The 24,896-nt window shown below is 63.5% G+C and carries 22 protein-coding genes; 13 read left to right on the top strand and 9 right to left on the bottom strand.

From position 1 onward, the window contains the following. The first annotated feature begins 67 nt into the window (after window positions 1-67). Together EJ076_RS31945 and EJ076_RS31940 are read left to right on the top strand one after the other, a co-directional pair. Window positions 68-1,066 carry a hypothetical protein gene (locus EJ076_RS31945; RefSeq protein ID WP_126070552.1) on the top strand — a complete coding sequence of 333 codons (999 nt, stop codon included), beginning with the start codon at window positions 68-70 and terminating at the stop codon, window positions 1,064-1,066. Window positions 1,067-1,137: 71 nt separating this feature from the next. Beyond that, on the top strand, window positions 1,138-3,414 hold the full coding sequence (locus EJ076_RS31940) for a transglycosylase domain-containing protein (RefSeq protein ID WP_126070551.1): 2,277 nt from the start codon (window positions 1,138-1,140) through the stop codon (window positions 3,412-3,414). A gap of 14 nt (window positions 3,415-3,428) precedes the next feature. Here the strand turns inward: EJ076_RS31940 and EJ076_RS31935 are convergent, their stop codons facing one another. Further along, complete coding sequence (locus EJ076_RS31935) at window positions 3,429-4,364, bottom strand: IS110 family transposase (protein WP_126070550.1); 936 nt, start codon at window positions 4,362-4,364, stop codon at window positions 3,429-3,431. 351 nt (window positions 4,365-4,715) lie between these two features. On the opposite strand from EJ076_RS31935, the gene EJ076_RS31930 reads away from it, so the two are divergent. After that, on the top strand, window positions 4,716-5,468 hold the full coding sequence (locus EJ076_RS31930; RefSeq protein WP_109658817.1) for an SDR family oxidoreductase: 753 nt from the start codon (window positions 4,716-4,718) through the stop codon (window positions 5,466-5,468). 26 nt (window positions 5,469-5,494) lie between these two features. On the opposite strand, the gene EJ076_RS31925 is transcribed toward EJ076_RS31930, so the two are convergent. Continuing rightward, window positions 5,495-6,415: a zinc-binding dehydrogenase gene (locus EJ076_RS31925; RefSeq protein WP_126070549.1), complete on the bottom strand. Its 921-nt coding sequence runs from the start codon at window positions 6,413-6,415 to the stop codon at window positions 5,495-5,497. 108 nt (window positions 6,416-6,523) lie between these two features. Between EJ076_RS31925 and EJ076_RS31920 the strand changes: the two genes are divergently transcribed. Further along, window positions 6,524-7,333, top strand: coding sequence for a helix-turn-helix transcriptional regulator (locus EJ076_RS31920; RefSeq protein ID WP_126070548.1), 810 nt, complete (start codon window positions 6,524-6,526; stop codon window positions 7,331-7,333). A gap of 57 nt (window positions 7,334-7,390) precedes the next feature. Here the strand turns inward: EJ076_RS31920 and ybaL are convergent, their stop codons facing one another. Both ybaL and EJ076_RS31910 read right to left on the bottom strand, forming a co-directional pair. Continuing rightward, on the bottom strand, window positions 7,391-9,175 hold the full coding sequence (gene ybaL / locus EJ076_RS31915; RefSeq protein ID WP_126070547.1) for a YbaL family putative K(+) efflux transporter: 1,785 nt from the start codon (window positions 9,173-9,175) through the stop codon (window positions 7,391-7,393). Window positions 9,176-9,399: 224 nt separating this feature from the next. Then, window positions 9,400-9,849, bottom strand: coding sequence for a host attachment protein (locus EJ076_RS31910; protein WP_126070546.1), 450 nt, complete (start codon window positions 9,847-9,849; stop codon window positions 9,400-9,402). Window positions 9,850-10,263: 414 nt separating this feature from the next. On the opposite strand from EJ076_RS31910, the gene cysG reads away from it, so the two are divergent. The 7 genes from cysG (at window position 10,264) to EJ076_RS31875 (ending at window position 17,679) form a co-directional block, all read left to right on the top strand. After that, on the top strand, window positions 10,264-11,715 hold the full coding sequence (gene cysG / locus EJ076_RS31905; protein ID WP_126070545.1) for a siroheme synthase CysG: 1,452 nt from the start codon (window positions 10,264-10,266) through the stop codon (window positions 11,713-11,715). After that, window positions 11,712-12,017, top strand: coding sequence for a DUF2849 domain-containing protein (locus tag EJ076_RS31900; protein WP_109658823.1), 306 nt, complete (start codon window positions 11,712-11,714; stop codon window positions 12,015-12,017). Before cysG ends, EJ076_RS31900 begins: the two co-directional genes overlap by 4 nt. 43 nt (window positions 12,018-12,060) lie before the next feature. Next, window positions 12,061-13,731, top strand: coding sequence for a nitrite/sulfite reductase (locus EJ076_RS31895; protein WP_109658824.1), 1,671 nt, complete (start codon window positions 12,061-12,063; stop codon window positions 13,729-13,731). After that, a complete protein-coding gene (locus tag EJ076_RS31890) occupies window positions 13,706-14,470 on the top strand; it encodes a phosphoadenylyl-sulfate reductase (RefSeq protein WP_126070544.1) in 765 nt (254 codons plus the stop codon). Before EJ076_RS31895 ends, EJ076_RS31890 begins: the two co-directional genes overlap by 26 nt. A gap of 161 nt (window positions 14,471-14,631) precedes the next feature. Continuing rightward, window positions 14,632-15,165: a DUF934 domain-containing protein gene (locus tag EJ076_RS31885; protein WP_109658826.1), complete on the top strand. Its 534-nt coding sequence runs from the start codon at window positions 14,632-14,634 to the stop codon at window positions 15,163-15,165. A 95-nt stretch (window positions 15,166-15,260) separates the two neighbouring features. After that, on the top strand, window positions 15,261-16,865 hold the full coding sequence (locus tag EJ076_RS31880) for a GMC family oxidoreductase N-terminal domain-containing protein (protein ID WP_126070543.1): 1,605 nt from the start codon (window positions 15,261-15,263) through the stop codon (window positions 16,863-16,865). Window positions 16,866-17,058: 193 nt separating this feature from the next. Continuing rightward, on the top strand, window positions 17,059-17,679 hold the full coding sequence (locus EJ076_RS31875) for a DJ-1/PfpI family protein (protein ID WP_109658827.1): 621 nt from the start codon (window positions 17,059-17,061) through the stop codon (window positions 17,677-17,679). Between the two features lie 108 nt (window positions 17,680-17,787). Here EJ076_RS31875 and EJ076_RS31870 read toward each other — a convergent pair whose 3' ends face one another. The 3 genes from EJ076_RS31870 to EJ076_RS31860 form a co-directional block, all read right to left on the bottom strand. After that, window positions 17,788-18,810: a fatty acid desaturase gene (locus EJ076_RS31870; RefSeq protein WP_109658828.1), complete on the bottom strand. Its 1,023-nt coding sequence runs from the start codon at window positions 18,808-18,810 to the stop codon at window positions 17,788-17,790. Between the two features lie 212 nt (window positions 18,811-19,022). After that, window positions 19,023-19,403 carry a hypothetical protein gene (locus EJ076_RS31865; protein WP_164548783.1) on the bottom strand — a complete coding sequence of 127 codons (381 nt, stop codon included), beginning with the start codon at window positions 19,401-19,403 and terminating at the stop codon, window positions 19,023-19,025. Window positions 19,404-19,501: 98 nt separating this feature from the next. Continuing rightward, on the bottom strand, window positions 19,502-19,702 hold the full coding sequence (locus tag EJ076_RS31860) for a hypothetical protein (protein WP_109658830.1): 201 nt from the start codon (window positions 19,700-19,702) through the stop codon (window positions 19,502-19,504). A gap of 237 nt (window positions 19,703-19,939) precedes the next feature. On the opposite strand from EJ076_RS31860, the gene grpE reads away from it, so the two are divergent. Both grpE and EJ076_RS31850 read left to right on the top strand, forming a co-directional pair. Beyond that, window positions 19,940-20,575: a nucleotide exchange factor GrpE gene (grpE, locus tag EJ076_RS31855; protein ID WP_109658831.1), complete on the top strand. Its 636-nt coding sequence runs from the start codon at window positions 19,940-19,942 to the stop codon at window positions 20,573-20,575. 111 nt (window positions 20,576-20,686) lie between these two features. Then, window positions 20,687-21,319, top strand: a complete 633-nt coding sequence (locus tag EJ076_RS31850) for a trimeric intracellular cation channel family protein (RefSeq protein WP_126070541.1) — start codon at window positions 20,687-20,689, stop codon at window positions 21,317-21,319. Window positions 21,320-21,412: 93 nt separating this feature from the next. On the opposite strand, the gene EJ076_RS31845 is transcribed toward EJ076_RS31850, so the two are convergent. Beyond that, entirely contained in the window at window positions 21,413-22,288 is an 876-nt protein-coding gene (locus EJ076_RS31845; RefSeq protein WP_164548915.1) for a GNAT family N-acetyltransferase, read from the bottom strand. A gap of 181 nt (window positions 22,289-22,469) precedes the next feature. Continuing rightward, window positions 22,470-24,755, bottom strand: coding sequence for a PAS domain-containing hybrid sensor histidine kinase/response regulator (locus EJ076_RS31840; RefSeq protein ID WP_126070540.1), 2,286 nt, complete (start codon window positions 24,753-24,755; stop codon window positions 22,470-22,472). Between the last annotated feature and the right edge of the window lie 141 nt (window positions 24,756-24,896).

The following is a 24,896-nucleotide window of genomic DNA, read 5'->3' as shown; positions in this document are numbered from 1 at the left end:
GGCAGGGGTTTGGCAAGGGCCAGGCCGATGAGACAGATTTTCGGCCTTCAATGCCAACGAGAGGCGCATGACGATACACCAGATCGATTTCAAGGCAGGCGATGCCGTGCGGGCCGCGCTTGCGGAAATCGGGCGCACCGAGGACCTGCGTTTTTCGCCTGATAACCGGCTGCTGGCAATTGCCGGATATGCGCGCAAGCGCTGCCTGATCCTGCGCATCGACGTCGAGACGGGACCTGATGGGCCAGGCGTCACACTTCACAATTTCATGGAGTTGACGTCGGACGACATGGGTGAAGTCCATGGCCTCGATTTCATCGATGACCGAACCTTGGCAGTCGCCAATCGCGATGGGCGGGTTGCGCTATTTGCTCTGCCGCGTGAAGAACCGGCTGGCCAGTGTCGTGAGATCGCGGCCATTCGCCAGATCCGAGGCAGGCGGCCCTACAAACTGAATTCGCCGGGCTCCGTCGCCGTCAGGCAGGAGTCGCACGGCCGCGTCAGTCTGCTGGTCTGCAACAATTACGCGCATCTGGTCACCCGGCATGTGGTCAACCAGTGGCTTGGCTATCGCGCTACAAGCAATCAGCTGCTTCTAAAGTGTGGTCTCGATATCCCTGACGGCATTGCGCTCAGCCATGATGGAAAGTGGATCGCTGTCAGCAGCCACGGCACAAAGGATGTGAAGATCTACAGCATGTCGGCGTCGCTTGGACCGGACAGTGAACCGGCCGGTATCCTGCAGAATGCCGGCTATCCGCACGGTGTGCGCTTTACGAGCGATGATCGGCACATCGTGGTTGCCGACGCCGGCAGCCCGATGCTGCATGTCTATGATCGCGGCACTGGTTGGGACGGCCGTCGCACGCCCGAGCGCTCTATTGCCGTGCTCGATGAAGAAACCTTCCTGCGGGGCAGGGCCAGTTTTGACGAGGGCGGGCCGAAAGGCCTCGATATCGACCGGTCCAACAGCGTCGTCGCGGTGACTTGCGAAGAGCAGCCGATGGCCTTTTTCGCGCTGGCGTCGCTGGTTGGCCCCTCGATGATCGAACTCGGCGAGACTTAACCCGCCCTTAAATCGCCGCATCTACTCTTCAACCCGAACGCCATAGGCATCGGGGATATCAAGCACAGCGCATGGCGAACCGCAGAGACAGTCGCATCGAACCCAGTTTCGAGGGACCGCCGCAGGCGCGATCCTCAGCGGGGCTTTCGGCGAACGAGGAGGATCGCGTCGTGCCGAGCAATCGCAAAGCCTCCGCCAAACGCAAGCCGGCCAAAGGGAAATCGTCGCGGGTCAAGCGCGACAGGAGCCGGCGCGGCCTGTTCGGGGTCCTCGGCCGGCTGTTCTACTGGTGCTTCGTGCTCGCCATCTGGGGCGGCATCGCGGTGGCCGGCATCGTCGTCTACTACGGCGCCAAGATGCCAGCGGCGACGACTTGGTCGATCCCCGACCGCGCGCCCAACATCAAGATCGTCTCGGCCGATGGCCAATTGCTCGCCAATCGCGGCATGAGCGGAGGCGAGGCGGTCGGGCTGCATGAAATGTCGCCCTATATCCCGGAGGCCGTCATCGCCATCGAGGACCGCCGCTTCTATTCGCATTTCGGCATCGACCCGATCGGCCTGTCGCGCGCCATGGTAACCAATGTGCTTGGCGGACATTTCTCGCAGGGCGGCTCGACGCTGACCCAGCAATTGGCCAAGAACCTGTTCCTGACGCCCGACCGCACACTGGAGCGCAAGGTGCAGGAAGTGCTGCTGGCACTTTGGCTGGAGCACAAGCACACCAAGGACCAGATCCTCGAAATGTATCTGAACCGGGTCTATTTCGGTTCCGGTGCCTATGGCGTCGAAGCGGCCTCGCGGCGTTATTTCGGCAAGAGCGCGCGCGACGTCACCTTGTCGGAAGCCGCATTGCTTGCCGGCCTGTTGAAGGCGCCGTCGCGGCTGTCGCCGGCACGCGATCCGAAGGCTGCCGAGGAACGCTCGCAGTTGGTGCTTGCCGCCATGCGCGACGAGGGCAAGATCAGCGCCAAGGAACTGACCTCGGCGATGAGCGCGCCGGCAACGCGTGCGCCGTCCTACTGGACCGGCTCGGAAAACTACGTTGCCGACACCATCATGGAGGAACTGCCCGACCTGATCGGCGACGTGCGCGGCGATATCGTCATCGACAGCACCGTCGACCTGAATCTGCAGAAGCTCGCCGAACAGTCGATCCGCAGGCTGATCGACGACAGCGGCAAGAAGCTCAACGTCACCCAGGGCGCCCTGGTGTCGATCGACGATTCCGGCGCAGTGCGCGCCATGGTCGGCGGCTACGACTATTCGACCAGCCAGTTCGACCGCGCCTCGGAAGCACGCCGCCAGCCGGGCTCGGCGTTCAAGCCGTTCGTCTATATGGCCGCGCTTGAGGCCGGCCGCACACCCGACAGCGTGCGCAACGACGCGCCGATCAAGATCGGCAACTGGACGCCCGACAATTATGGCGGCAAGTATTTCGGCAAGGTGACGCTGGCCACCGCATTGGCCAAATCGCTGAATTCGGTCGCGGCCCAGCTGACCATGGAGGTCGGGCCGAACGCGGTTGTCGAGGCGGCGCACCGCATGGGCATCCAGTCCGACCTGATAGCCAACACCTCGATCGCGCTCGGCACTTCGGAAGTGACGCCGCTGGAATTGACATCGGCCTATGTGCCCTTCGCCAATGGCGGCTACAAGCCGGACATTCATTTCATCCGCCGCGTGACGACCACCGAAGGCAAGGTGCTCTACGACAGCAGTGGCGGCAGCGCGCCGCGTGTCGTCAAGCCCGAGATCGTCGGCATGATGAACTCGATGATGACGGGTACGGTCGAGATCGGTACCGCCCGGAAAGCGGCTTTCGCCTGGCCATCGGCCGGCAAAACCGGCACCAGCCAGAATTCGCGCGATGCCTGGTTCGTCGGCTACACCGCCAACCTCACCACCGGTGTGTGGTTCGGCAATGATGATGGCAGCCCGATGAAGAAGGTCACCGGCGGCGCGCTGCCGGCGCAGGCCTGGCACGAATTCATGGTCGCAGCCCACGAGGGCGTGCCTGTGCGGCCGCTGCCCGGCACCTGGAAATCGACGCCGGCCGACACCATCGTGCCCGACGAGATACCCTCGGCAAACAACGCGCCGCCGGCGCCGGTTCCATCCGTGTCCGTCGGCCAGCAGGCGCCGCAGGCGCGGCCGGCCGCGCCGGTCGCCCAAGCGCCAGCACCGGTCCGCGCGGCCCGTCCTGCCCAGACCGTCGATGCCGATGGTCTTTCCATGCCAGAGGATGACGGGGCCACCGCGTCGATCAAGCACCCGGTGCCGCCAGGCAACGTCGGCGGTCCGCGCAAGAAGCGTCAGACTTCGATCCTCGATCTCCTTGGCGGCTAAAGTATCCGTTTTGATCAAGGTGTTTTAGGGGCCCATTTTCGCTGTGCCTTGATGAGCGCGTTTGCGAGGATGATGAGCTTACGCATCAAGGCGGTGATGGCGACCTTTGGAGGTTTGCCTGCCGCCTTTAGCGCCTGGTATTTTGCCTTGAGATCCGGGTTGAAGCGCATGGCGACGAGGGCCGGCATGTAGAGAGCTTGGCGAACATTGGCCCGGCCGCCGCGAATGAAGGCTCGGCCGGTCCATGTGCCCGATTGACGAGCGACCGGAGCGAGGCCGGCAAGGCTTGCGGCCTCTGACGGCTGGAGGGCTCCGAGTTCGGGCATATCGATGATGAGCGCGCATGCGGTCGCGTGCGAAACGCTGGGTATGCTGGTCAGGATGTCGAGGCGCTGGGCAAGGTCGGGATCGGTTTTGATGAGCGCAAGGATCGTCTGATCGAGATCGCCGAGGTGACGTTGGATCTGCTTCAACCGCTCGCCGTTCTGGCGCTTGAGCAAGGCAAGGGTCAGGGTCTTGGCTCTGTTCCTGGCTGCGGTGCGATCCTTGATCAGAGCCGCACGGGCCATGTGTAGATCCTTGAGTTCATTGAGCAGTGCGCCGCGAAGCGGCCGCGCCGTCAAAGCCAGCACTGCCCCCATACGCGCCAGCATCGCAGCATCGCATCGGTCGGTCTTGGCCAGCTTGCCGGTCGCCTCCGCGAAGCGGCGCGCCTGGCGCGGATTGACCTTGACCAGGGGCAGTCCGGCCTCGGCAAGCCTGCACTCAAACCCGCGATGGTAAGCCCCGGTGGGCTCGTAGACGATCCGGGTGACTTCGGAGCCGATCCAGCGCATCAGCGCCTTGTGACCCTTGGCGTTGTTGTCGAAGTGGCGGCTCTCGCCATCGGGGAAGCGATAGGCATCCAGCGCCTCTTTCGAGACGTCAACGCCAATGGTAATCTCGGTCATCTTTTGCCGTGCCTCTGCTTGTCATGCGCAGCTTAAACTGCGCGTATCCGTTCAGGCCTTCGGAAAAAGACGAGGGTGATCAAACTTTAGCTCGGCCCCTCAAACGGCCAGCGCGTCGACGATCCATCCCTCGCCGCTGACGAGAGAGCTGCTACTCTCTCCCAGCGGTTCATTCTCGCCTCTCCGCCAAATAATGTCATAAGACAAGCGCGTCGCGCGCTTTAGCTCTTTGTTTGTATGCATGTCGTTGCCTCAAAACCGGGGCCGCTTTTGAGCGACATGCATTAGCGGCGACTCGCCTCTCGCCACCTCGGCGGCGTTCGGCTACATCTGCCGGCCGGAGACCCTGAAATGGCTGAACTCGACACCAGAAAGACCATCGTGCTGACCGGCGCCAGCCGCGGCATCGGCCACGCCACGGTCAAGCGTTTTTCGCGCGAGGGCTGGCGCGTCATCACCTGCTCGCGCCAGGCCTTTGCCGAGGACTGTCCCTGGCCGGCAGGTCCTGAGGACCACATCAAGGTCGATCTCGCCGATCAGGAGGATGTCGGCATCGCGGTGTCGGAAATCCGCCGCCGGCTGGAAGCGCATGGCGGCCAGCTGCATGCGCTGGTCAACAATGCCGGCATCTCGCCGAAGCTGAAGGACGGCAACAGCCGCATGGACTCGATCGACACGCCGATGCATGTCTGGCGCGACGTGTTCCAGGTCAATTTCTTCGCGCCGATCATGCTGGCGCGCGGGCTGTTCAAGGAACTGGCGGCGGCCAAGGGCTCGATCGTCAACGTCACCTCGATCGCCGGAACCCGCGTGCATCCCTTTGCCGGCACCGCCTATGCGACATCGAAGGCGGCACTTGGCTCGCTGACGCGCGAGATGGCGCATGATTTCGGCCCGCATGGCATTCGCGTCAACGCGATTGCGCCCGGCGAGATCGACACCGCGATCCTGTCGCCGGGCACGGACAAGATCGTCGAGACGATCCCGTTGAGAAGGCTTGGCACCACGGCGGAAGTCGCCGACATCATCTTCTTCCTGTGCTCGCAACAGGCGTCCTATGTGACGGGTTCTGAAATCCACATCAATGGCGGCCAGCACGTGTGAGCGGCCGGCTTCAGGCCGCGGACTGCTCATTCGGCCATGGTGAGAACAGCCTTGCCGCTGAAGCTGCGCTGTCGTAGGGCGTCCAGGGCTTGGGCGATGTCGGTCCACGGCACGGTCAGGGCCACGCGCGTTTCGAGCCGGCCAGCGGCGACCAGAGCGAGCAGCGAGGCGATGTCCTCGCCAATGCCTGGACCTGACGTGTAGTATGCAAAAGTCTGAAGCCTCGCCCCTTCATGATCCGGAACGAACTGGCGGAATCCGATGGGCGTGAGTTCGCCGCTGCTCGAACCGAACATGACGATGGTCCCGCCGGGTGCGACGCGTTCGATCGCGTGGGCGAGGCTTTTGCCGCCCACCGACTCCATGATCAGCGAAAACGGTCCCTCGGCCAGTTCGATCGCTTCGACAACCTGCTCGGCTCCAAGGCCGCGGAGGTCCTCGCCGTGCCGGGAGGCGGCGACCACGGTCACCGAGGCGCCTTGCTCGCGGGCGATCTGGATCTGGAAACGACCGACCGCACCGCTTGCGCCGGTGATCAGGACCTGCTGGCCGGTCAGGTCGCCGCCATGGCGCAAAGTCCTCAGCGCCGTCGTGCCGGCGACCGGAAGCGTGGCTGCGGAAACGAAGCTGACGTCATCAGGCAGGACCGCGAGACGGTCGGTTGGAACGGCGACCCGTTCAGCCCACCCGGCCTGGTCGACCAGAGCTGCAACCCGGGCGCCCACGGCTGGCCCGGAGCCATCGGCTGCTGCCCGTTCGACAACTCCGACGATGTCCTGGCCGGGTATCCAGCCGTTCGGACGGATGGCGAGCAGGCGCAGTTCGCCGCGGTTCAACGAGGTTGCGCGGACCGAGACAAGCACCTCGTTCGAGGCCGTTTGAGGCTCGGCAAGCTCCGCGATCCTCAGTCCGGTCGCGCTATCGGAAGAGATGGCTAGGGCAAGCATGGTTCACACCTCACTGTTGCGCGTTGGACGCACGGCAGTGGAACCTATCGATTTTTGCCTTTGAATAATTTAGAGATCAAAGAATCTGATCGCTAAAAACAGTCAATCATGAGACAACCCCTCCGCTACCCCTGGTTCAATTTCGATGTGGATGACCTTTCCGCGCCGGCGATTGCCGTGCGCGTCGACGTCCCCGAGACCAGAGCGGAGGTACCCGCCCATCGGCACCGCAAAGGCCAACTCGTCTTCGCGCTCGGAGGCGGCGTCACATGCCGCGTCCCCAGAGGCCTGTGGATGGTGCCGCCGTATTGCGGGGTGTGGATTCCCGGCGACATGGAGCACAGCAATGTCGCGACGGCCAACGCCCGGATTTTTTTCGTGTATATCGAGCCGGGAGCCGCAGATCTGCCAGACCGCTGCTGCACGCTTTCGATCTCGCCGCTGCTGCGCGAACTGATCATCGAGCTGTCCGATGGTGTGCAGGACGATCAGGCGAGGGATGAGCTTCTGACCAGAACCCTGCTCACCGAGCTGCCGCGCATGCCTGTCCAGCAACTGCATCTGCCGATCTCATCGGAGCCGCGCTTGCGGCGGATCGCCGAAGCGTTGGCGCAAGATCCTGCCGACCGCAGCACATTGGCAGAATGGGCCAATCGCGTTGCGCTCAGTGAGAGCAGTCTCGCCCGTCTCGTGGTGAAGGAGACTGGCTTAAGCTTCGGGCGCTGGCGTCAGCAATTGCACCTGATCGTCGCAATACGAGAGCTGGCCTCCGGCGCCAGCGTGCAGCAGGTTTCGGGCGATCTCGGTTATGGATCTGTCACGGCCTTCATCACGATGTTCAAGAAGGCGCTGGGGAAGCCTCCGGCAAAATACCTCAGCAGTGTCGTGCTCCATGGCGGCTCTGCATTCGTCGCGTGATCAACCCGCCTGCGAGCAGACGATCGACACGGCAACCTGTCGCCAATCACGGTCGGCTCAGGCCGCGGACGGTTCGGCAGCCCACGGCTTGTGGCCAAGCACCTCTTCGACAATGCCGCGGGCGATCTCGCGCTCGCCCATGATCACCGTGTTGGCGCCAAGGCCCTTGAGGTGCTCGACCTCGGCGTCGGAATGGGCGCGGGCGATGACGTTGATGCCGGGGTTGGCGGCACGTGCCCTGAGCACGATCTGGCCGGCCTCGAAGGCGTTGGGAATGGCCAGGATCAGCCGCTTTGCGCCTTCGGGATTGGCGGCGGCGAACACTTCGGCGTTGGCCGCGTTGCCGGAGACGGTCTCGATACCGTCGGCTTTCAGCCTCGCCAGTGTCTTGTCGGCATCCTCGACGACGAGGAAGGGCAGGGCGGCCTCTTTCAACGACGCCCCGACGAGACTGCCGACGCGACCATAGCCGATCAGGATGGCGTGGTCGGTGAGGGTTGTCCTGGGCGGCGGCCCGTCTTCCGCTTTCGTCGTGGCTGCAACAGAGGCCACCTGGCCCGGTTCCGTCGCCGGGCCAACCGGCTTTGCCTCGACAGGCGGTGCCGTCCTGGCGGCGCGCCGCTCCAGCCATGGCTTCATCCAGTCGATGGCCAGGAACATCAGCGGGTTCAGCACGATCGACAGGATGGCGCCGGCCAGGATGAGGTCGCGACCTTGTTCGGGCAACAGTTTCAGCCCGACGCCGAGCTCGGCCAGGATGAAGGAGAATTCGCCGATCTGGGCAAGGCTTGCCGAGATCATCAGTGCGGTGGCCAGGGGATAGCCGAAGGCAACTACGATGACGAACGCCGCCAACGATTTGCCGATGACGATGATGGCCAGCGTCGCCAGGATCGGCCAGCCATTGCTGATCAGGCTGAACGGGTCGAACAGCATGCCGACCGAGACGAAGAACAGCACGGAAAAGGCATCGCGCAGCGGCAACGATTCTTCCGCCGCGCGGTGGCTGAGTTCGGACTCACTCATGATCATGCCGGCGAAGAAGGCACCCAGCGCCAGCGAGACACCGAACAGTTTGGCTGCGCCAAAGGCGACGCCGAGCGCTATGGCGAGCACCGCCAGCCGGAACAATTCGCGCGAGCCGGTGTGGGCGACATAGTGCAGGATCCAGGGAATGACCCGGCGGCCGACCACCAGCATGACGACGACGAAAGCGGCGACCTTGGCCAGCGTGATGCCGACGACGCCCCAGATGCCGTAGCTGGCCGGCAGCGACAGCAGGCTGCTTGCATGGGCGTCCGCCTGCTCCTGGCCGCCGAGCACACCGGCCACCGCCGGCAGCAGCACCAGCGCCAGCACCATGGCCAGGTCCTCGACGATCAGCCAGCCGACGGCGATGCGGCCGCGCTCGGTCTCGATCATCCGCCGCTCCTGCAGCGCGCGCAGCAGGACCACGGTCGAGGCGACCGACAGCGCCAGGCCGAAAACCAGCCCCGCGCCCATCGACCAGCCGAGCATCCACGACAGCCCGGCGCCGAGCGCGGTGGCAAAGCCGATCTGGACGATGGCGCCGGGCACGGCGATGGCGCGCACCGACAGCAGATCCTTCAACGAGAAGTGCAGGCCGACGCCGAACATCAGCAGGATGACGCCGATTTCGGCCAGTTCGTTGGCAAGGCCGGCATCGGCGACGAAGCCGGGCGTGTTCGGCCCGACCAGCACGCCGGCTACGAGATAACCGACCAGCGGCGGGATACGGAAGCGGTTGGCGAGAGCGCCGAAGACGAAAGCCAGCCCCAGACCGGCGACGATGGTGGCGATAAGGGGCGTGTCATGCGGCATTGTCTATGGAGCGCCTTTCAAAACCAGCGATGTTGGATGGGCGCCGCCCGGAGCCGCCGCCTGGTTGCAATATGGTGGATGGGGTGTCGGCGATGCAACCCGCAAAGCCATGAAATCGACGGTGCGGCCGCAAAAACTTGGTCGGCCGGCGGAGAAGCCGCCGGTCGAATTTGAAGTCGCGCGATGATATTCGGTTTCGATCCGGCGCGTTCGATCGACACCAATCAGGCTGCCTGCAGCAGGGCCTCGATCTCGAATATGGCGTGGTTGGTCAGTGTCTTGGGAATTTCGGCGGTCACTTTGTCCCCGACTTCCTTGTGCAGCTTCTTGCGCATTGTCCCAAGCAGCATCGGCGGTGCGACAAGCACGATCTCGTTGAACTCGCCGCTATGTGCGAGCTTGTAGAGCCGGGCGGCGATCTCATCGGCGAAACGCTCCTTGCCGATGCGGTGCCAGTCCGTATCTTCGACCGCGCTACGGTGTACGGAGGGACCATCATTGTATCGGCCCGGGCTGTCACTGCCTTGCTCGCGGGTGGGCGGGTTGTCCTGCTGCATTTCCTGCACCACCTCGAGATTCGGATATTTGTTGTCGCCGGCGTTCCTGAGGAAAAGCGCCTTCTCGCCATCGGCCACCATGACCCAGATGCCGTGCTTCAGGTTGATTGTGCTCATGATGACAGGTTCCTTCTTGGGCCGCTCGGGGCATCTTGTGACATGCCGCGGCCGGGTTCGATCTGACGCGATGGGCTTTTTGGGGAACGCGCCCCGAGCCGGTAATGTTCCAACCAGACCCTCGCGGGTGTTGGCAATTCGGTTGTCCAATGCCTGTGGCTTTAATCTACTAAATTGGTAGAATTTAGAAAAAACTGTTTTGCGGCATTTCTCGCCGAGCGCTAAAAGAGCTGTAAATCAAGGCGTGCGACAGCTTGAATCCGCTCCATCCACCAATGAGGAATATTTTTCTGTTGGCCGGGATGCTTTCAGAAAAGCGATTGCATCCCGACAGGCGATGCGCGAGTGCGTTCCTTCTGGTTTCTCGCGCTCGCGCGTAGAACTGCAAGCCTGTTCAGGATTCCGCTCGCGCCCATGTCGCACACTACTCCCAAGCTCAATGCCTTCCCCGTCTTCATGCGGGTCGAGGGGCAGACCGTGGCCATCGTCGGCGGCGGCGAAGAGGCGCTGGCCAAGGCGCGGCTGATCGGACAGTCGAGCGCGGTCCTGCGGATCATCGCGGAAAATGCCGAGCCGGCCCTGCTGGCCTTCATCGCTCAGACTGGCACGAACCATTTTGCCGCCGCTTACGAGGCATCGCAGCTCGAAGGCGCGGTCATGGTGTTTGCCGCCAGCGGCGACGAGGAACTCGACCGCCGCGTGGTCACGGATGCGCGCCGCTTAAGCATTCCGGTCAATGCCGTCGATCGGCCTGAGCTTTGCGATTTCTTCACCCCGGCGCTGGTCAACCGCGCACCGGTCGCCATCGCCATCGGCACGGAAGGTGCAGGCCCGGTGCTTGCCCAGATGCTGCGCGGCCGCATCGACCGCATGCTGTCGCCGTCGCTCGGGCCGCTGGCAATTCTTGCCGCTTCGTTTCGCGGGGCTGCCGAGAATCTGCTGCCGAGAGGCAGTGCCCGCCGTCGCTTCTGGAATGATTTCTTCGCTGGCGCTCCTGCCCGCGCGGCTGAAGCCGGCCAGCTTTCGCAGGCGCACGATGCCGCCGTCGATCTTTTGCTGTCGAATGTGCCGGCTTGCGGCCACATCGCCCTGGTCGGCGCCGGCCCTGGGGCCGAGGATCTTTTGACCTTGCGTGCCCATCGTTTGCTGATGGAAGCCGATGTCATCGTTCATGATGCGCTGGTGCCGGAGGCGGTCGTTGCCATGGGTCGCCGCGATGCTGAGCGCCTGCCGGTCGGCAAGCGCAAGGGCTGCCACACCAAGAGCCAGGCCGAGATCAATACGTTGCTGGTCGAGCTTGGCCGTGAAGGCAAGCGTGTCGTGCGGCTGAAGTCGGGCGATCCGCTGGTGTTCGGCCGGGCCGGCGAAGAGATGGCGGCACTGCGCGATGCCGGCATCGCCTATGAGGTGGTTCCGGGCGTCACCGCGGCCTTTGCCGCCGCCGCCGATTTTGAACTGCCGCTGACCTTGCGCGGTGTTTCCTCGTCGATGGTGTTCACCACGGGCCACGACCTCAAGGGCAATTCGCTGCCCGACTGGGCCAAGCTCGCTATTTCGGGCGCCACCGTCGCCGTCTATATGGGCCGCTCGGTGGCGGCCGAGGTTGCCGGCCGGCTGATCGAGGCCGGGCTGTCGCCGGATACGGCGGTGGCCGTGGTCGAGAATGCCAGCCTTGCCAACCGGCGCCGCTTCCACGGTACGCTTGCCGACCTGCCGTCGCTGGAAGCGCGCGCCGATCTTTCCGGTCCGGTCATGACCATCATCGGCGATGCGGTCGCCGGCGCCAACTTTGAACGGTCCGAGCCGCTCGCGGCACACAGGCATGAAGGCGCGTCCAGTTCGGTCGCCGAAGGAGTTCAGCAATGAAGATACTGACCGCCAACCGCCTGACCGACGGCATTGCCGTCTGGTATGCCGATGGCGGCTGGGCCGAGACGGTGGACCATGCCGACCTCGCCCATGACAAGGCAGCCGAGGATAGGCTCGAGGCGATCGGCGCCAAGGCCTACGCCGCCAACGAAGTGGTCGACGTCAATTTGATCGATGCGGACGTCGTCAACGGCGTCGTCGAGCCGGTGCGGTTGCGCGAGAAAATCCGCGCCGCAGGCCCGACCATCCGCAACGATCTCGGCAAGCAGGCTGGCAAGCAGTCAACTTGGGCAGCATAACCAAGACACCAGGCATGGGCGGACGCGCCCTGAAAGACGAAGCATGTACCGTTACGATGAGTTCGACCACGATTTTGTCCAGGCCCGCGTCGCCGAGTTCAGCGACCAGGTCCAGCGCCGCCTTGCCGGCGAGATCACCGAGGACCAGTTCCGGCCGCTGAGGCTGATGAACGGCGTCTACCTTCAGCTGCACGCCTACATGCTGCGCATCGCGGTGCCCTATGGCACGCTGAACGGCAAGCAGTTGCGCATGCTGGGCCACATCGCCCGCAAATACGACAAGGGCTACGGCCATTTCACCACGCGCCAGAACATCCAGTTCAACTGGCCGGCGCTGTCGGACATTCCGGCGATCCTGGCCGATCTGGCAAGCGTCGAGATGCACGCCATCCAGACCAGCGGCAATTGCATCCGCAATGTCACCGCCGACCATTTCGCCGGTGCCGCCGCCGATGAGGTCGCCGATCCGCGCCCCTATGCGGAAATCCTGCGCCAGTGGTCGTCGGTGCATCCGGAATTCTCGTTCCTGCCGCGCAAGTTCAAGATCGCGGTGACGGGTGCCGAGCGCGACCGCGCCGCCATCCAGACCCACGACATCGGCCTGCACCTGAAGAAGAACGCCGCCGGCGAACTCGGCTTCGCCGTCTATATCGGCGGCGGCCAGGGCCGCACGCCGATGGTCGCCCGCAAGATCCGCGACTTCCTGCCGGAAGCCGACCTCTTGTCCTACTGCACGGCGATCCTGCGCGTTTACAACCTCTATGGCCGCCGCGACAACAAGTACAAGGCGCGTATCAAGATCCTCGTCCACGAGACCGGCGTCGAGGAAATCACCCGCCAGGTCGAAGCCGAGTGGCAGGAATTGAAGGACGCGGAGTTGAAGTTGCCGGAAGCCGATATCCGCGCCATCGAGGCCTATTTCGCACCACCGGCGCTGACCGAGCGGCCGGAGGGCGACCAGGCGGTCAAGCTGGCGCGGCTGGATTCCAAGGGGTTCTCGGAGTGGCTCGACCAGAATGTGGTGACGCACCGCCATCCCGACTACGCGGCAGTGACGATCTCGCTCAAGGGCATTGGCGAGGTGCCGGGCGACGCCTCGGACAGCCAGATGGAAGCGGTCGCTGACATCGCCGAGACATATGCCTTTGACGAGCTGCGCGTCAGCCATGAGCAGAACCTGATCCTGCCGCATGTGGCGCGCGCCGACCTCAAGGCGGTCTATGATGCGCTGGTCGGCATCGGCCTGGCGACGGCCAATTCCAACCTGATATCGGACATCATCGCCTGCCCTGGCCTCGATTATTGCGCGTTGGCCACGGCGCGCTCGATTCCGATCGCGCAGGAAATATCGCGCCGCTTCGCCTCGCTGGAGCGGCAGCGCGAGATCGGCGAACTGAAGCTGAAGATCTCCGGCTGCATCAACGCCTGCGGCCATCACCATGTCGGCCATATCGGCATCCTCGGCGTCGAGAAGAAGGGCTCCGAGCTCTATCAGGTGACGCTGGGCGGCTCGGCCGACGAGAACACCTCGGTTGGCGAGATCATCGGCCGCGGCTTCTCATCGGATGAGATCACCGACGCCATCGAGCAGATCGTCGAGACTTATCTCGGCCTTCGGCTCGACCCACAAGAGAAATTCATCGACGCCTACCGCCGAGTCGGTCCTGCGCCGTTCAAGGAGGCGCTCTATGCTGGCGAAGCCAAGGCCGCTTGACCATATTGCCGATGTCGATAACGGCATCGCCGCCAAGGCGGCGGGGCTCGATGCGCTTTACGGTCATCTGAACCCGCTCGAGATCATCGAACGCTCGGCCCGCGAACTGTTCCATGACGAGATCGCCGCAGTGTCGTCGTTCGGTGCGGACTCGGCTGTGCTGCTGCACATGATCGCCAAGATCGACCGCACGCTGCCGGTCATCTTCCTCGACACCGGCAAGCATTTCGAAGAGACACTCGGCTATCGCGACGCGCTTGCCGCCGATTTCGGGCTGACCAACATAAGGGTGATCAAGCCCGAGGAAGCGGCGCTCAAACGGATCGATCCGATGGGCAATCTGCATCAAAGCAACACCGACGCCTGCTGCGACGTGCGCAAGGTCGAGCCGCTGGCGCGTGGCGTCGCCCCCTTCCGTGCCTGGTTCACCGGCCGCAAGCGCTTCCAGGCCTCGACCCGGGCAGCACTTCCGGTGTTCGAAGCGGTCGGCCCGCGCATCCGTATCAATCCGCTGGCGCACTGGACGACATCGGACCAGGCCGACTATATGCGCGCGCATGCGTTGCGCGAAAATCCGCTGGTCGCTTATGGCTATCTGTCGATCGGCTGCTTCCCGTGCACGCAGCCGGTGCAGCCGGGCGAGGACGCGCGCAGCGGCCGCTGGGCCGGTCATGCCAAGACCGAGTGCGGCATTCACCTGTCGGGGCTGGAGAAGTCGCTGACCGACGCATCCCTTTAGGGTATGTTGATATACAGGTGAGGCCGGCTTGCGAACGGCAGCTTCCGGTGCTCACGTACTTCAAGTACGCTCCCTCCGGTTCTCGGAAGCCACCATTTTCGGCGCGGCCTGACCTGAACCTCAACACACAATGAGCTTCTTTGAATTTTTAGGAATTTTTGATGACTGAACCGACGACACCGGAGATCCGCCTCTGGACCCCGACGGGTTTTCGCGAGGACGAGTGGGCTCATGCCGAAAGCGCGGACGCGCTGTCCGGCAACGGCCGCTTCATCCTGCCGCTGCAGGCGTTCCTCGATCTCGATCCGGAGGTGCGCCGCTCCGCCAGGGAACGGCTCGGTGTGGTGCTGCAGCCCGGCGATCAGCTCGAGAAGATCGCCGATCTACTCGACCAGCTCTCGCTAGTAGCGCTGGTCTTCCCGGCCTTCAGCGATGGCCGCTCCTTCTCCAAGGGGGAGTTGCTGCGCAGCCGCCACGATTTCGAAGGTGCGGTGCGCGCCACCGGGCAGGTTCTGGTCGACCAGTTGCCGCATATGCTGCGGCTGGGCTTCGACGAGTTCGAGATCTCGAATCCGGTGCTGTTGAAGCGGCTGGAGGAGGGACGTACCGGCGGATTGGGGCTCTACTACCAGCCAGCCGCCGTGCCGGAACCAAAAGGGCCGAAATATTCCTGGCGGCGCGTTCGCAACAGCTGACGTTGCGGTAATTCCGCGCGTCTTTACATCAGCTGTGATCGGGCCTTCTCTTGGTCGTCCGTACGGAAATATCCGCCGGGTGCGAGGAGGAGGTCATGAATTTTGACTATGTTATTGCCGGTGGCGGGTCCGCCGGCTGCACGCTTGCCGCGCGGCTCTCCGAGGATCCATCGAAAACGGTCTGCCTGATCGAAGCCGGCGGCGAGGGCAAAGATCTGCTCATCCGAGCCCCGGCAGGCGTCATCGCGCTGCTGCCGGGTCGGCCGAAGATCAACAACTGGGCGTTCGAGACGGTGCCGCAGCAAGGGCTTGGCGGGCGCAAGGGCTACCAGCCGCGCGGCAAGGCGCTGGGTGGTTCCAGCGCAATCAATGCCATGCTCTACACACGCGGACACCACGGCGACTATGACGAATGGGCCGATCTCGGCTGCGACGGCTGGTCATGGGACGAGGTGCTGCCTTATTTCCGGCGTGCGGAAGGCAACCAGCGCGGCGCGGATGGCCTGCACGGCGGCGACGGACCGCTGCGGGTCGCCGAGCAGCAGGAGCCGCGCGCTCTCTCGAGGGCCTTTCTCGAGGCCTGCGGCGAAAACCAGATCCGTCGCAACGACGATTTCAATGGACCGGAGCAGGAAGGGGCGGGGCTCTATCAGGTCACGCAATTCTGGGGCGAACGCCGCAACGGCGAGCGCTGCTCGGCGGCGGCCGCCTATCTTCATCCGGCCATGGACCGCCCAAACCTTACCGTCATCACCGGAGCGCATGCCACGGGCATCGTCCTTGACGGCAAGCGGGCCGCCGGCGTGCGCTACCGCACGGGCAAGGGCGAAGCCATTGCGAAAGCCAGGCGCGAGGTCATCGTCTGCGGTGGTGCCTTCGGCTCGCCGCAGCTCTTGTTGCTGTCCGGGATCGGGCCAGCTGTCGAGCTTGCAGCGCACGGAATTCCGATCGTTCATGAGTTGCCCGGCGTCGGCAAGAACCTGCAGGATCATCTCGACTTCATCATGGGCTGGACATCAAGGGATGCGGACATGATGGGCATCGGCCTGCGCGGTCTGCCTGGCCTGCTGCGGCATCTGTGGCGCTGGCGCAAGGATGGCGGCGGCATGATCGCCACGCCCTACGCGGAGAGCGGTGCCTTCCTCAAGTCCGACCCGGCGATCGATCGGCCCGATCTGCAATTGCATTTCTGCATCGCCATCGTCGATGACCATGGCCGCAAGCTTCATATGGGCTATGGCTTCTCATGCCATGTCTGCGTGCTGCGGCCGCAGTCGCGCGGCGAGGTCGGGCTGTCGACGCCAGACCCGCTGGCGCCACCGCGCATCGATCCGCGATTTCTGTCCGACGAACGCGACGCCGAGCTTTTGCTCAAGGGCGCCAGAATGATGCGCGGCATATTGGAGGCGCCGTCGCTGGCCAAATACCGCCACAAGGAAATCTACACCGCCAGCGTTTCGGGCGATGCCGAGCTGATGGCGCATATCCGAGCCCGAGCCGACACGATCTATCACCCGGTCGGCACCTGCAGGATGGGCATCGATGATATGGCGGTGGTCGATCCGCAATTGCGTGTGCGCGGCATGCAGGCCTTGCGTGTCGTCGATGCCTCGGTGATGCCGACGCTGATCGGCGGCAACACCAACGCGCCGACCATCATGATCGCCGAAAAGGCCGCTGACATGATCAAGGCTGCCTGATCAGAATTCTGGTCGAACCAGTGGTGCTGGTTTTGCCTGCTGTGGAATACCCTGTGACGATGCCGGTGCCAATCGACATCAACTGGTCTTACCAATTGTGCGATTTGTGCTTTCCCTTTCGCCATCCTGCCCTTAGGATAGGTTCATTATTTCGTGATCCGAAATAAATATGGCCACAAGGGAGGAACCGGGAATGGCTGGCAAGAAGATACTGATGCTCGTTGGCGAGTTCAGCGAGGAATATGAGATTTTCGTCTTTGAGCAGGCGATGCATGCGGTCGGCCACACCGTGCATGTCGTCTGTCCGGACAAGAAGGCGGGCGATATATTGAAAACGTCGCTGCACGACTTCGAAGGCCACCAGACCTACACGGAAAAGCTCGGCCACGACTACATCCTCAACAAGACGTTTTCCGAGGTGGACCCAGCTGCATACGATGCCGTCTATGCGGCGGGCGGGCGCGGCCCGGAATACATCCGCATCGACAAGCGGGTGCAGGCGCTGGTGCGGCATTTTCACGAGGCCGGCAAGCCGATCTTCACCATCTGCCATGGCGTGCAGATCCTGATTGCTGTCGATGGCGTGGTGCGGGGCCGGGAAGTCGCAGCACTCCATTATTGCGAGCCGGAGGTCACGCTGGCCGGTGGCATCTATATCGACGTCGCACCGACCGGCGCCCATGTCGACGGCAATCTCGTGTCAGCCAAGGGCTGGCCGGGCCTGTCCAACTTCATCCGCGAATGTCTGAAGGTGCTGGGCACCGAGATCCGCCATGGCGAGATCCTGATGCGCGACGAGCGTCAGGCGGCCTGATCCAGGGAATTTGCAAAGCCGCTGCGTCCATGACGCGGCGGTCTTTCTATTTTCTTGTTTTAACGCAATTCCGGACGGAAAACCGTTTCACACTTTTCCTGGAATTGCTTAGGCGGCCGCCCGTGCCTCGCGGAACGACACCAGCTTGCGGCGGTTCTCGTCCCACAACGCCAGTTTGACGCAGCGCAGGCTTTCGAGCAGCGTGACGCGGCCGATGCTGCGCAGTTCGGGATAATCCCGCAGCACTTCCTGCAACCGGTAGCACGGCACCTTGGCGGAGAGGTGGTGGACGTGATGGACACCGATATTGCCGGTAAACCAGTTCAGTACCGGGGGCAGGTCGTAATAGGACGATCCGTGCAGGGCGGCATGCTGGAATTCCCAGTCGGCATCCTTCGCCCATTCCGTTTCCTCGAACTGATGCTGGACGTAGAACAGCCAGATGCCGGCCGAACCGGCGAGGACGACGATCGGCAGATGGACCACCAGGAACGCGCCGGGGCCGACGAACCAGATGAGGACGGCTGCTGCAACCGCGATGCCAAGATTGGTGGTCATCGACGACACCCAGGGCGTCAGGCCGCCGCGCATCATGCCGACGGGCAGCCTTTGCTCGAAGATGAACAGCCAGATCGGCCCGAGCCCGAACATCACCAGCGGGTGGCGATAGAGACGATAGGCAAGGCGGCCTCGCCATGACATTTGCCGATATTCGGCAACGGTCAGCGTCCTGATGTCGCCCATGCCGCGTTCGTCAAGATTGCCGGCGCTGGCGTGGTGTGTCGCATGAGCGCGCCGCCAGCAGTCGTAGGGCGTCAGCGTCAGGATGCCGAGCGCACGGCCGATCCAGTCGTCCGCGTAGCGATTGGCGAAGAAGGAGCCGTGGCCGCAATCGTGCTGGATCATGAAGATGCGGACCAGAAACCCGGCCGCGGGAAGGATCAGGATCAGTCCCCACCAATGGCCATAGGCATAGGCCGCCGAGGACAGTCCCCAGAGCACGGCGAACGGAATGAGTGTGATGGCGAGTTCCACTGTGCTGCGCCGCCTGTCAGGCTTCTTGTAGCGCGCCAGAATTTTCAGCCAGGCGCGCTTGCTGTTGGCGACCGCCTCAGGGGAAATCATGTTCATCAGGAAGCATAGGCGGGGTACCCCGCCACCGCAAGACAGCAATCACGCAAAATTACTGCGCGTAATTGTCGCGTGGGGGCGGTCGAGCCTGCCATATCGGGCTCGACCGGCTTGATGATAGATCGCCGCAGTGGCGGGCTTTCAAGCCGATAATTCAGCAATCGGAAGCCCTAATTGTCGTCTGATCAGCGGCTGCCAGTTCGGGTCAATCTCTATTCGCGATCGAGAACAGGACAGCCGCGCTCGGTGCCGAAAGTCACGCGCACGCGGTCGCCATCCTGTCTGCCGCGGACAACGATCTCCCGGCGGCCGACGGACTCTATCCTTGCCCGGCGGACGCCCATTCGGTCCGCCTTGTCGAGGGCCCGGTCTTCCGTGCAGCCTCGTGATTGACGGCGGTCGCGCCGGTCGTCGCGCCGGGGACCTTCGCAATCGTCATAGGCGGGATCGCAATCTTGCATGAGCTTCAGCCGCGGGCCATGTTTGCCCAATTGCAGCTGCAGATCCTCTGCTTGTGCCGGAAAGGCCACCAAGGTGACGGCGCCGAGGCCGATAAGCGCCGACAGCAATGAGGTGATCGAAACCTTGCGCATTATGTCCTCCATTTGAACCACAACGCATCCATCCTTAGATGGTTCGGTTCTTTCAGGCTATTGCCGATAGAGGTTTGCTGCCAAGATTGGTCGGCGCGTCACCGTCGGCGCAAGCCGACGTCACCGCCCTCCGCGCCGTCCAGGCGGTCGAGTAGCTCTCTGAAGCGGTCGGGAAGGTCGGCCTCGGTGCGGAAGGCCGGCAAGGTGCGCAGAAAGCGCGTCACCGTCTCGGCGCCGAACTGGCGTCTGACCTCGGCGGCCAGCCTTTCTACCTTTTCACCCTTGTTGCGGCTCATCATCTCAAAATCCTGTGTCGGTTTCGAAACTCCTCCAGCAAGGGAATGGTTCCCCCATCACGCCTTTGTGGCAAGCAAAGCCGGCGGTTAGGGTAAAATTTGAATTAAATCGAAATGTCTTGCCTGTCGTTTCCAGCCCTGGCTGATCGCCTCCACAATCGCTTACCCCTTGATTTTTGGCCGCCAAACCTCGATATCGGGCACAAAATCCACACCATTCGAGATTGACGGGAAACGGCGATGAGCGACCAGGCAAAAGACGAACGCGCGCCCGATGAAGTCGAGGCAACCGAGGCCACTGCCGAGCGCACGGAAGGCAGCATCGACGGCGACTATGAAGCCCTTGTGCGGCTGCTGAAGGAAAATGAAGAACTGAAGGACCGCGCGCTTCGCGTGGCGGCCGAGATGGAAAACCTGCGTCGCCGCACGGCGCGCGACGTGCACGACGCGCGCACCTACGCGGTCGCGAATTTCGCTCGCGACATGCTGTCGGTGTCGGACAATCTGCGCCGCGCGCTGGACGCGATTCCCGCCGAGGCCAAGGCGTCTGGTGACGCCGGCTTCAAGGCGCTGATCGAAGGCGTCGACTTGACCGAGCGCGCCATGCTGTCGGCGCTGGAACGGCACGGGGTCAAGAAGCTCGCGCCTGAAGGCGAGAAGTTCGATCCCAATTTCCACCAGGCGATGTTCGAAGTGCCCAATCCGGACGTTCCGGCCAATACCGTGGTCCAGGTTATGCAGCCGGGCTATTCGATCGGCGACCGCGTGCTGCGCCCCGCCATGGTTGGCGTCGCCAAGGGCGGTCCGAAACTTGCCACCGCCGAAGCGCCGGTCGAGCCGGGGCCGGTGAACGAACAGGCTGAGAAGGATGCATGATTAGGGGAGTAAGGCAGTAGGGCAGTAGGGAAAGGGGAGACGCACCAAGGGTGCGGCTTCGTGCTAAACATACTGCCTTACTGCCCTATTCCCTTACTCCCCTGGCCTGCCATGAACCCCATCGCGCTTCTCGATTATGCCGGTGTCGCCGTCTTCGCGGCGACCGGGGCGCTTGCGGCTTCGCGCAAGCAACTCGACATTATCGGCTTCCTGTTCCTGGCCAGCGTCACCGGGATAGGCGGCGGCACGCTTCGCGACGTCATCCTCAACCTGCCGGTTTTCTGGGTCGCCAATTCCGGCTATGTGCTGATCTGCGCCGTGGTTGCGGTGCTGGTCTTCTTCAGCGCGCACCGTGTCGAATCGCGCTGGAAATGGCTGCTCTGGCTCGACGCCATCGGGCTCGCCGCCTTTTCGGTGATGGGCGCAGCCAAGGGACTTGCGATTACCGGTTCGCCGGTCGTCTCCGTCGTCACCGGTGTGCTTACCGCCACTTTCGGCGGCATTCTGCGCGACCTCCTTGCCGGCGAGCCATCGGTGCTGCTCAGGCCCGAAATCTACGTCACAGCAGCCCTTGCGGGTGCCGGCCTCTACACACTTGGCGATCTTTCCGGACTGCCGCCGCTCGCCTCGGACCTCGCCGGTTTTGCGGCGGCGTTCCTTGTGCGTGGCGGCGCGCTCAAATTCGGCTGGTCGTTTCCGTCCTACAAGAGCCGACCCGGCCGGCGGCCGGAAGATATTCCGTGAAAAGGAAGCGAATAGGGAATAGCGAATAGCAGTCCGCAGGATTGCGGCGTAACTCCTCGCTGTTCGCTGTTCGCTGTTCGCTGTTCGCTAGCGTCAGGCAGCGAAGCGCTGGGCTTCCCCGCCATAATAGTTGACGTAGCGGGCTCCGATTTCCTTGACCGGCATGACGACGAAGACGTCGACCGTCGAGAATTCGCGGTCGATGACGCAGCCGTCACCGATGCGGGCACCGACGCGCAGGTAGCCCTTGACCAAAGGCGGCATCGCAGCGATCGCCGCCTTGGTATTGACGGCCTCGATCGGCATCAGATCCATCGAGCAGTAGCGCCCGGACACGGCGCGCACGTCCCAGGCCGAATTCGTCCGGCAGTGGTGGGCGAGGTAGGTGAGCGCCTCCGCGTGCGCTGCCGGCACGGTGCCGTGAAAGGACGCGCAGCCGGTCATCACGCCGATTTCGTAATGGTTGATATAGGCCCAGATGCCTTGCCACAGCGCCTCGATGGTGCGCTTCGAGCGGTATTCCGGCAAAACGCAGGAGCGGCCGAGCTCGAGAAAACGCTGGCCGGGGTGACGGGCTATGAGCTTGGTCAGCTCAAATTCACCTTCCGAATAGAACCCTCCGGCCGTGGCCGCGATTTCTTGCCGCAGCAGCCGATACGTGCCGACGATGCGGCGATGTTCGGGACCGGAAAGCGTGGTGTCCAAAACCAGCAGATGGTCGCAGAGCGGATCGAACCGGTCAGCGTCACGGCGGTCATGGGCCCGGAACAGGTCCTTCTTGGCGCCAAGTTCGTCGTAGAACACCCGGTAGCGCACTTCCTGCGCGGCCGCGATCTCGGCCTCGTTGCGAGCGAGCCGCACTTCAAGATTGCCTATACGGCCCAGTGCCGCGCCCTTTATGACGGAATCGACGTTACGTCCGGCAAGCAAGGCGCTGCTGGCGTTCGGCCGAGTGTCACATTCCGGCATAACTGTATGCACGAGTGATTCTCCTTCGAGCCATCCCTCTTGGCACGGGGATACGGTGTAGGTGCAACAGGATTGTGACAGTACCGTGATACGCCGTTGTGGGCAATACTTCGTCGGCTGGCGAATACGATCAACCGGCTACGTTTAAGTGATCGCGCGGCGCGAAATGGGCGGTGGAAGCTCAGGCCGCGACGACCTGTCCCTCTACGGCATTGACCAGCGCCTGAGGGTCGAGCGGCTTGGTGACAAAGCCGCTGGCGCCATGGGCCAACACCGTATGGCGGGTTTTTTCCTGGCTGTCGGCAGACAGCACCATGATCGGCACCGGCGACACGGCGGTCTCTTCCTCATGGCGGCGGATGGCGGCAATCGCGTCCAGCCCGTCCATGACCGGCATATGCAGATCCATCAAGACCACGTCGAAGCGGTCCCTGTGCCCGGCGCCGGTGACGGCCTCGACGGCGGCCTTGCCATTGCCGACCACCTTGACGCGATGCCCGGCCTTCAACAGCGTGGCGCGGGCCAGCATGGCGTTGATGTCATTGTCCTCGGCGATCAGCACCGACAGGCCCCGCTGGCGGTTGCCGACGGCGCGCATCGTCGGTGCGCCGCGCTTTTCGGGCTGCGGCTGGGCTAGGCTGGCGGCATGGCTGCTCAACAGCACACGCAGAAGCGTTCCGCCACGCACCGGCCTGGCCAGGAAGGTTGCGTAGCCGCTGGCGCGGAACTCGCCGAGCATGCCGCGGTCGGTCGGCGCGATCAGCGTGATGGCCTCGCAGTCGGAGAAACCGCTCTGGCGCAAGCGTTTGAGCAGCCTTCCATCGCTTTCTTCCATGGCCGCATCGACCAGAATCACATCGCAGCCGGCGGCGAAGGGTGCGGCCTGTGCGGCGGCAGTTGCGACGTCGACCGCGCCGCCATTGGCGCGGATGGTGCGGGCGATGGCGTCGGCCTCGACGGCGTTTTTCGACAGGATCACCGCGCGCCTGCCCAAGAGCGCGTTCTGGCGGCCCTGCGGCGCTTCGGTGGCTGCTATCGCCGGGATTTCGAAGACGAACTCGGATCCCTGGCCGAGCCGGCTGGATACCGAGATCGTGCCGCCCATGGCGGCCACCAGGCGCCTGGAGATGGCAAGGCCGAGGCCGGCCCCACCATGCGTGCGCGTCGACGTGCCGTCGGCCTGCTCGAACTCCTCGAAAATGCGATCCAGGTCCTCATCATGCAGGCCCGGACCGGTATCGGCGATGGTGAAGCATACGCGGTCGCTGGTTTCGGTGCGCGCGCGTGCGATGCTCACCAACACGCCGCCGCTGTCGGTGAATTTGATGGCGTTGCCGATAAGGTTGAGCAGCACCTGCCTGACCTTGCCCGGATCGGCGGTGATCAACTGCGGCACGTCGGGTTCGACATGGCAGCCCAGCCCGATACCCTTGGCGAAGGCGCGTGCGGCCAGCAATTCGATGATGTTGTCGGCGATCTCGCGCACCGACATCGGCTGCGGCTCCGGGTCGAAGCGCCCGGCTTCGATCTTGGAGTAGTCGAGAAGATCCTCGATCAGGGCAAGCAATGCGCTGGCCGAGGTCGAGACGGCGCCGACATAGGTCTGCTGCTCCGGCGACAGGCTGGTGTCGGCCAGCAGCCTGGCCATGCCCATGATGCCGTTCATCGGCGTGCGAATTTCATGGCTGACGGTGGCGAGGAAGCGTGATTTGGCCTGGCTGGCATATTCGGCCCGCTCGCGTGCGGTGATCAGCGAGGATTCGGCGCGTTTGCGGGCGGTGATGTCGCGAGCGATCGCGCGATGCGAAACAGCATCGCTGTCCTTGTCACGCACCGACAGTTCGATCCACGAGAACCAACGCGGGCCGCTCGGCGTACTGATGGCGACATCGGTGGAACTCAGGCACTCATGGTCGGAAAAGGCGGCATCGGGAACGATACCGACCTCGATGCCGAGTTCCGCCAGGGTCTTGCCGGCAAGGTCGCGTTGATCGATTTCGACCAGATCGGCGAAGACCTTGTTGGCATAGACGATATAGCCATCGCGGTCGCGATGGATGACGAGATCACCAAGCGCGTCGATCAGGCCGCGAAAGCGCTCATCGCTCTCCTGCATTTCCCACATGCGGTCGGCCAGCGTCTCGATCTCGGCGCGGCTGCGAGCAGTGGTTTCGTCAAGAAGGGCGGCGGTGCGGTGTTCGCTCCGCCTGGCGCGCAGATGCACGGCAAGGCCGGCAAGGCCGGTTGCCAGCAATGCGATGCTGATGAAGATGGGTGCCCCGGTCAGATGCGCCAGGCCGGCCACCACCACGATGGCGACGAATGTCAGAAAGGGCAGGCCTTCGCGCCTGGAGAATTCCGGCTCGGGCACCAGCGACGGCGCGGCGACAAAGCGCCGCGTCGACGTCGGCGCCGCATCGACGTCGTCGCCAGTGTCCGCCTGTTGGCTGCCGGATTCCGCGATCATGCGAAATCCTTGCCAGACAGAGATTATGGAAAATTGCGGCGGATCGTTCGAATTTTAGCGGATGAACGCTTTTTGCCGAAGCAGCTGCGGATTTGCCACCGGACATGGCGGTTCCGTCCGCCTTCTCCGGCAGTCGAGCGG

The organism is Mesorhizobium sp. M7D.F.Ca.US.005.01.1.1, assembly GCF_003952545.1.
Classification (GTDB): Bacteria; Pseudomonadota; Alphaproteobacteria; order Rhizobiales; family Rhizobiaceae; genus Mesorhizobium; species Mesorhizobium loti.
This window is presented reverse-complemented; position numbering and strand designations above follow the sequence as displayed.

Coding starts and splice junctions, on each gene's coding strand:
- EJ076_RS31945 (WP_126070552.1), top strand. CDS start 68: ATGACGATACACCAGATCGATTTCAAGGCAGGCGATGCCGTGCGGGCC.
- EJ076_RS31940 (WP_126070551.1), top strand. CDS start 1,138: ATGGCGAACCGCAGAGACAGTCGCATCGAACCCAGTTTCGAGGGACCG.
- EJ076_RS31935 (WP_126070550.1), bottom strand. CDS start 4,364: ATGACCGAGATTACCATTGGCGTTGACGTCTCGAAAGAGGCGCTGGAT.
- EJ076_RS31930 (WP_109658817.1), top strand. CDS start 4,716: ATGGCTGAACTCGACACCAGAAAGACCATCGTGCTGACCGGCGCCAGC.
- EJ076_RS31925 (WP_126070549.1), bottom strand. CDS start 6,415: ATGCTTGCCCTAGCCATCTCTTCCGATAGCGCGACCGGACTGAGGATC.
- EJ076_RS31920 (WP_126070548.1), top strand. CDS start 6,524: ATGAGACAACCCCTCCGCTACCCCTGGTTCAATTTCGATGTGGATGAC.
- ybaL (WP_126070547.1), bottom strand. CDS start 9,175: ATGCCGCATGACACGCCCCTTATCGCCACCATCGTCGCCGGTCTGGGG.
- EJ076_RS31910 (WP_126070546.1), bottom strand. CDS start 9,849: ATGAGCACAATCAACCTGAAGCACGGCATCTGGGTCATGGTGGCCGAT.
- cysG (WP_126070545.1), top strand. CDS start 10,264: ATGTCGCACACTACTCCCAAGCTCAATGCCTTCCCCGTCTTCATGCGG.
- EJ076_RS31900 (WP_109658823.1), top strand. CDS start 11,712: ATGAAGATACTGACCGCCAACCGCCTGACCGACGGCATTGCCGTCTGG.
- EJ076_RS31895 (WP_109658824.1), top strand. CDS start 12,061: ATGTACCGTTACGATGAGTTCGACCACGATTTTGTCCAGGCCCGCGTC.
- EJ076_RS31890 (WP_126070544.1), top strand. CDS start 13,706: ATGCTGGCGAAGCCAAGGCCGCTTGACCATATTGCCGATGTCGATAAC.
- EJ076_RS31885 (WP_109658826.1), top strand. CDS start 14,632: ATGACTGAACCGACGACACCGGAGATCCGCCTCTGGACCCCGACGGGT.
- EJ076_RS31880 (WP_126070543.1), top strand. CDS start 15,261: ATGAATTTTGACTATGTTATTGCCGGTGGCGGGTCCGCCGGCTGCACG.
- EJ076_RS31875 (WP_109658827.1), top strand. CDS start 17,059: ATGGCTGGCAAGAAGATACTGATGCTCGTTGGCGAGTTCAGCGAGGAA.
- EJ076_RS31870 (WP_109658828.1), bottom strand. CDS start 18,810: ATGAACATGATTTCCCCTGAGGCGGTCGCCAACAGCAAGCGCGCCTGG.
- EJ076_RS31865 (WP_164548783.1), bottom strand. CDS start 19,403: ATGCGCAAGGTTTCGATCACCTCATTGCTGTCGGCGCTTATCGGCCTC.
- EJ076_RS31860 (WP_109658830.1), bottom strand. CDS start 19,702: ATGATGAGCCGCAACAAGGGTGAAAAGGTAGAAAGGCTGGCCGCCGAG.
- grpE (WP_109658831.1), top strand. CDS start 19,940: ATGAGCGACCAGGCAAAAGACGAACGCGCGCCCGATGAAGTCGAGGCA.
- EJ076_RS31850 (WP_126070541.1), top strand. CDS start 20,687: ATGAACCCCATCGCGCTTCTCGATTATGCCGGTGTCGCCGTCTTCGCG.
- EJ076_RS31845 (WP_164548915.1), bottom strand. CDS start 22,288: ATGCCGGAATGTGACACTCGGCCGAACGCCAGCAGCGCCTTGCTTGCC.
- EJ076_RS31840 (WP_126070540.1), bottom strand. CDS start 24,755: ATGATCGCGGAATCCGGCAGCCAACAGGCGGACACTGGCGACGACGTC.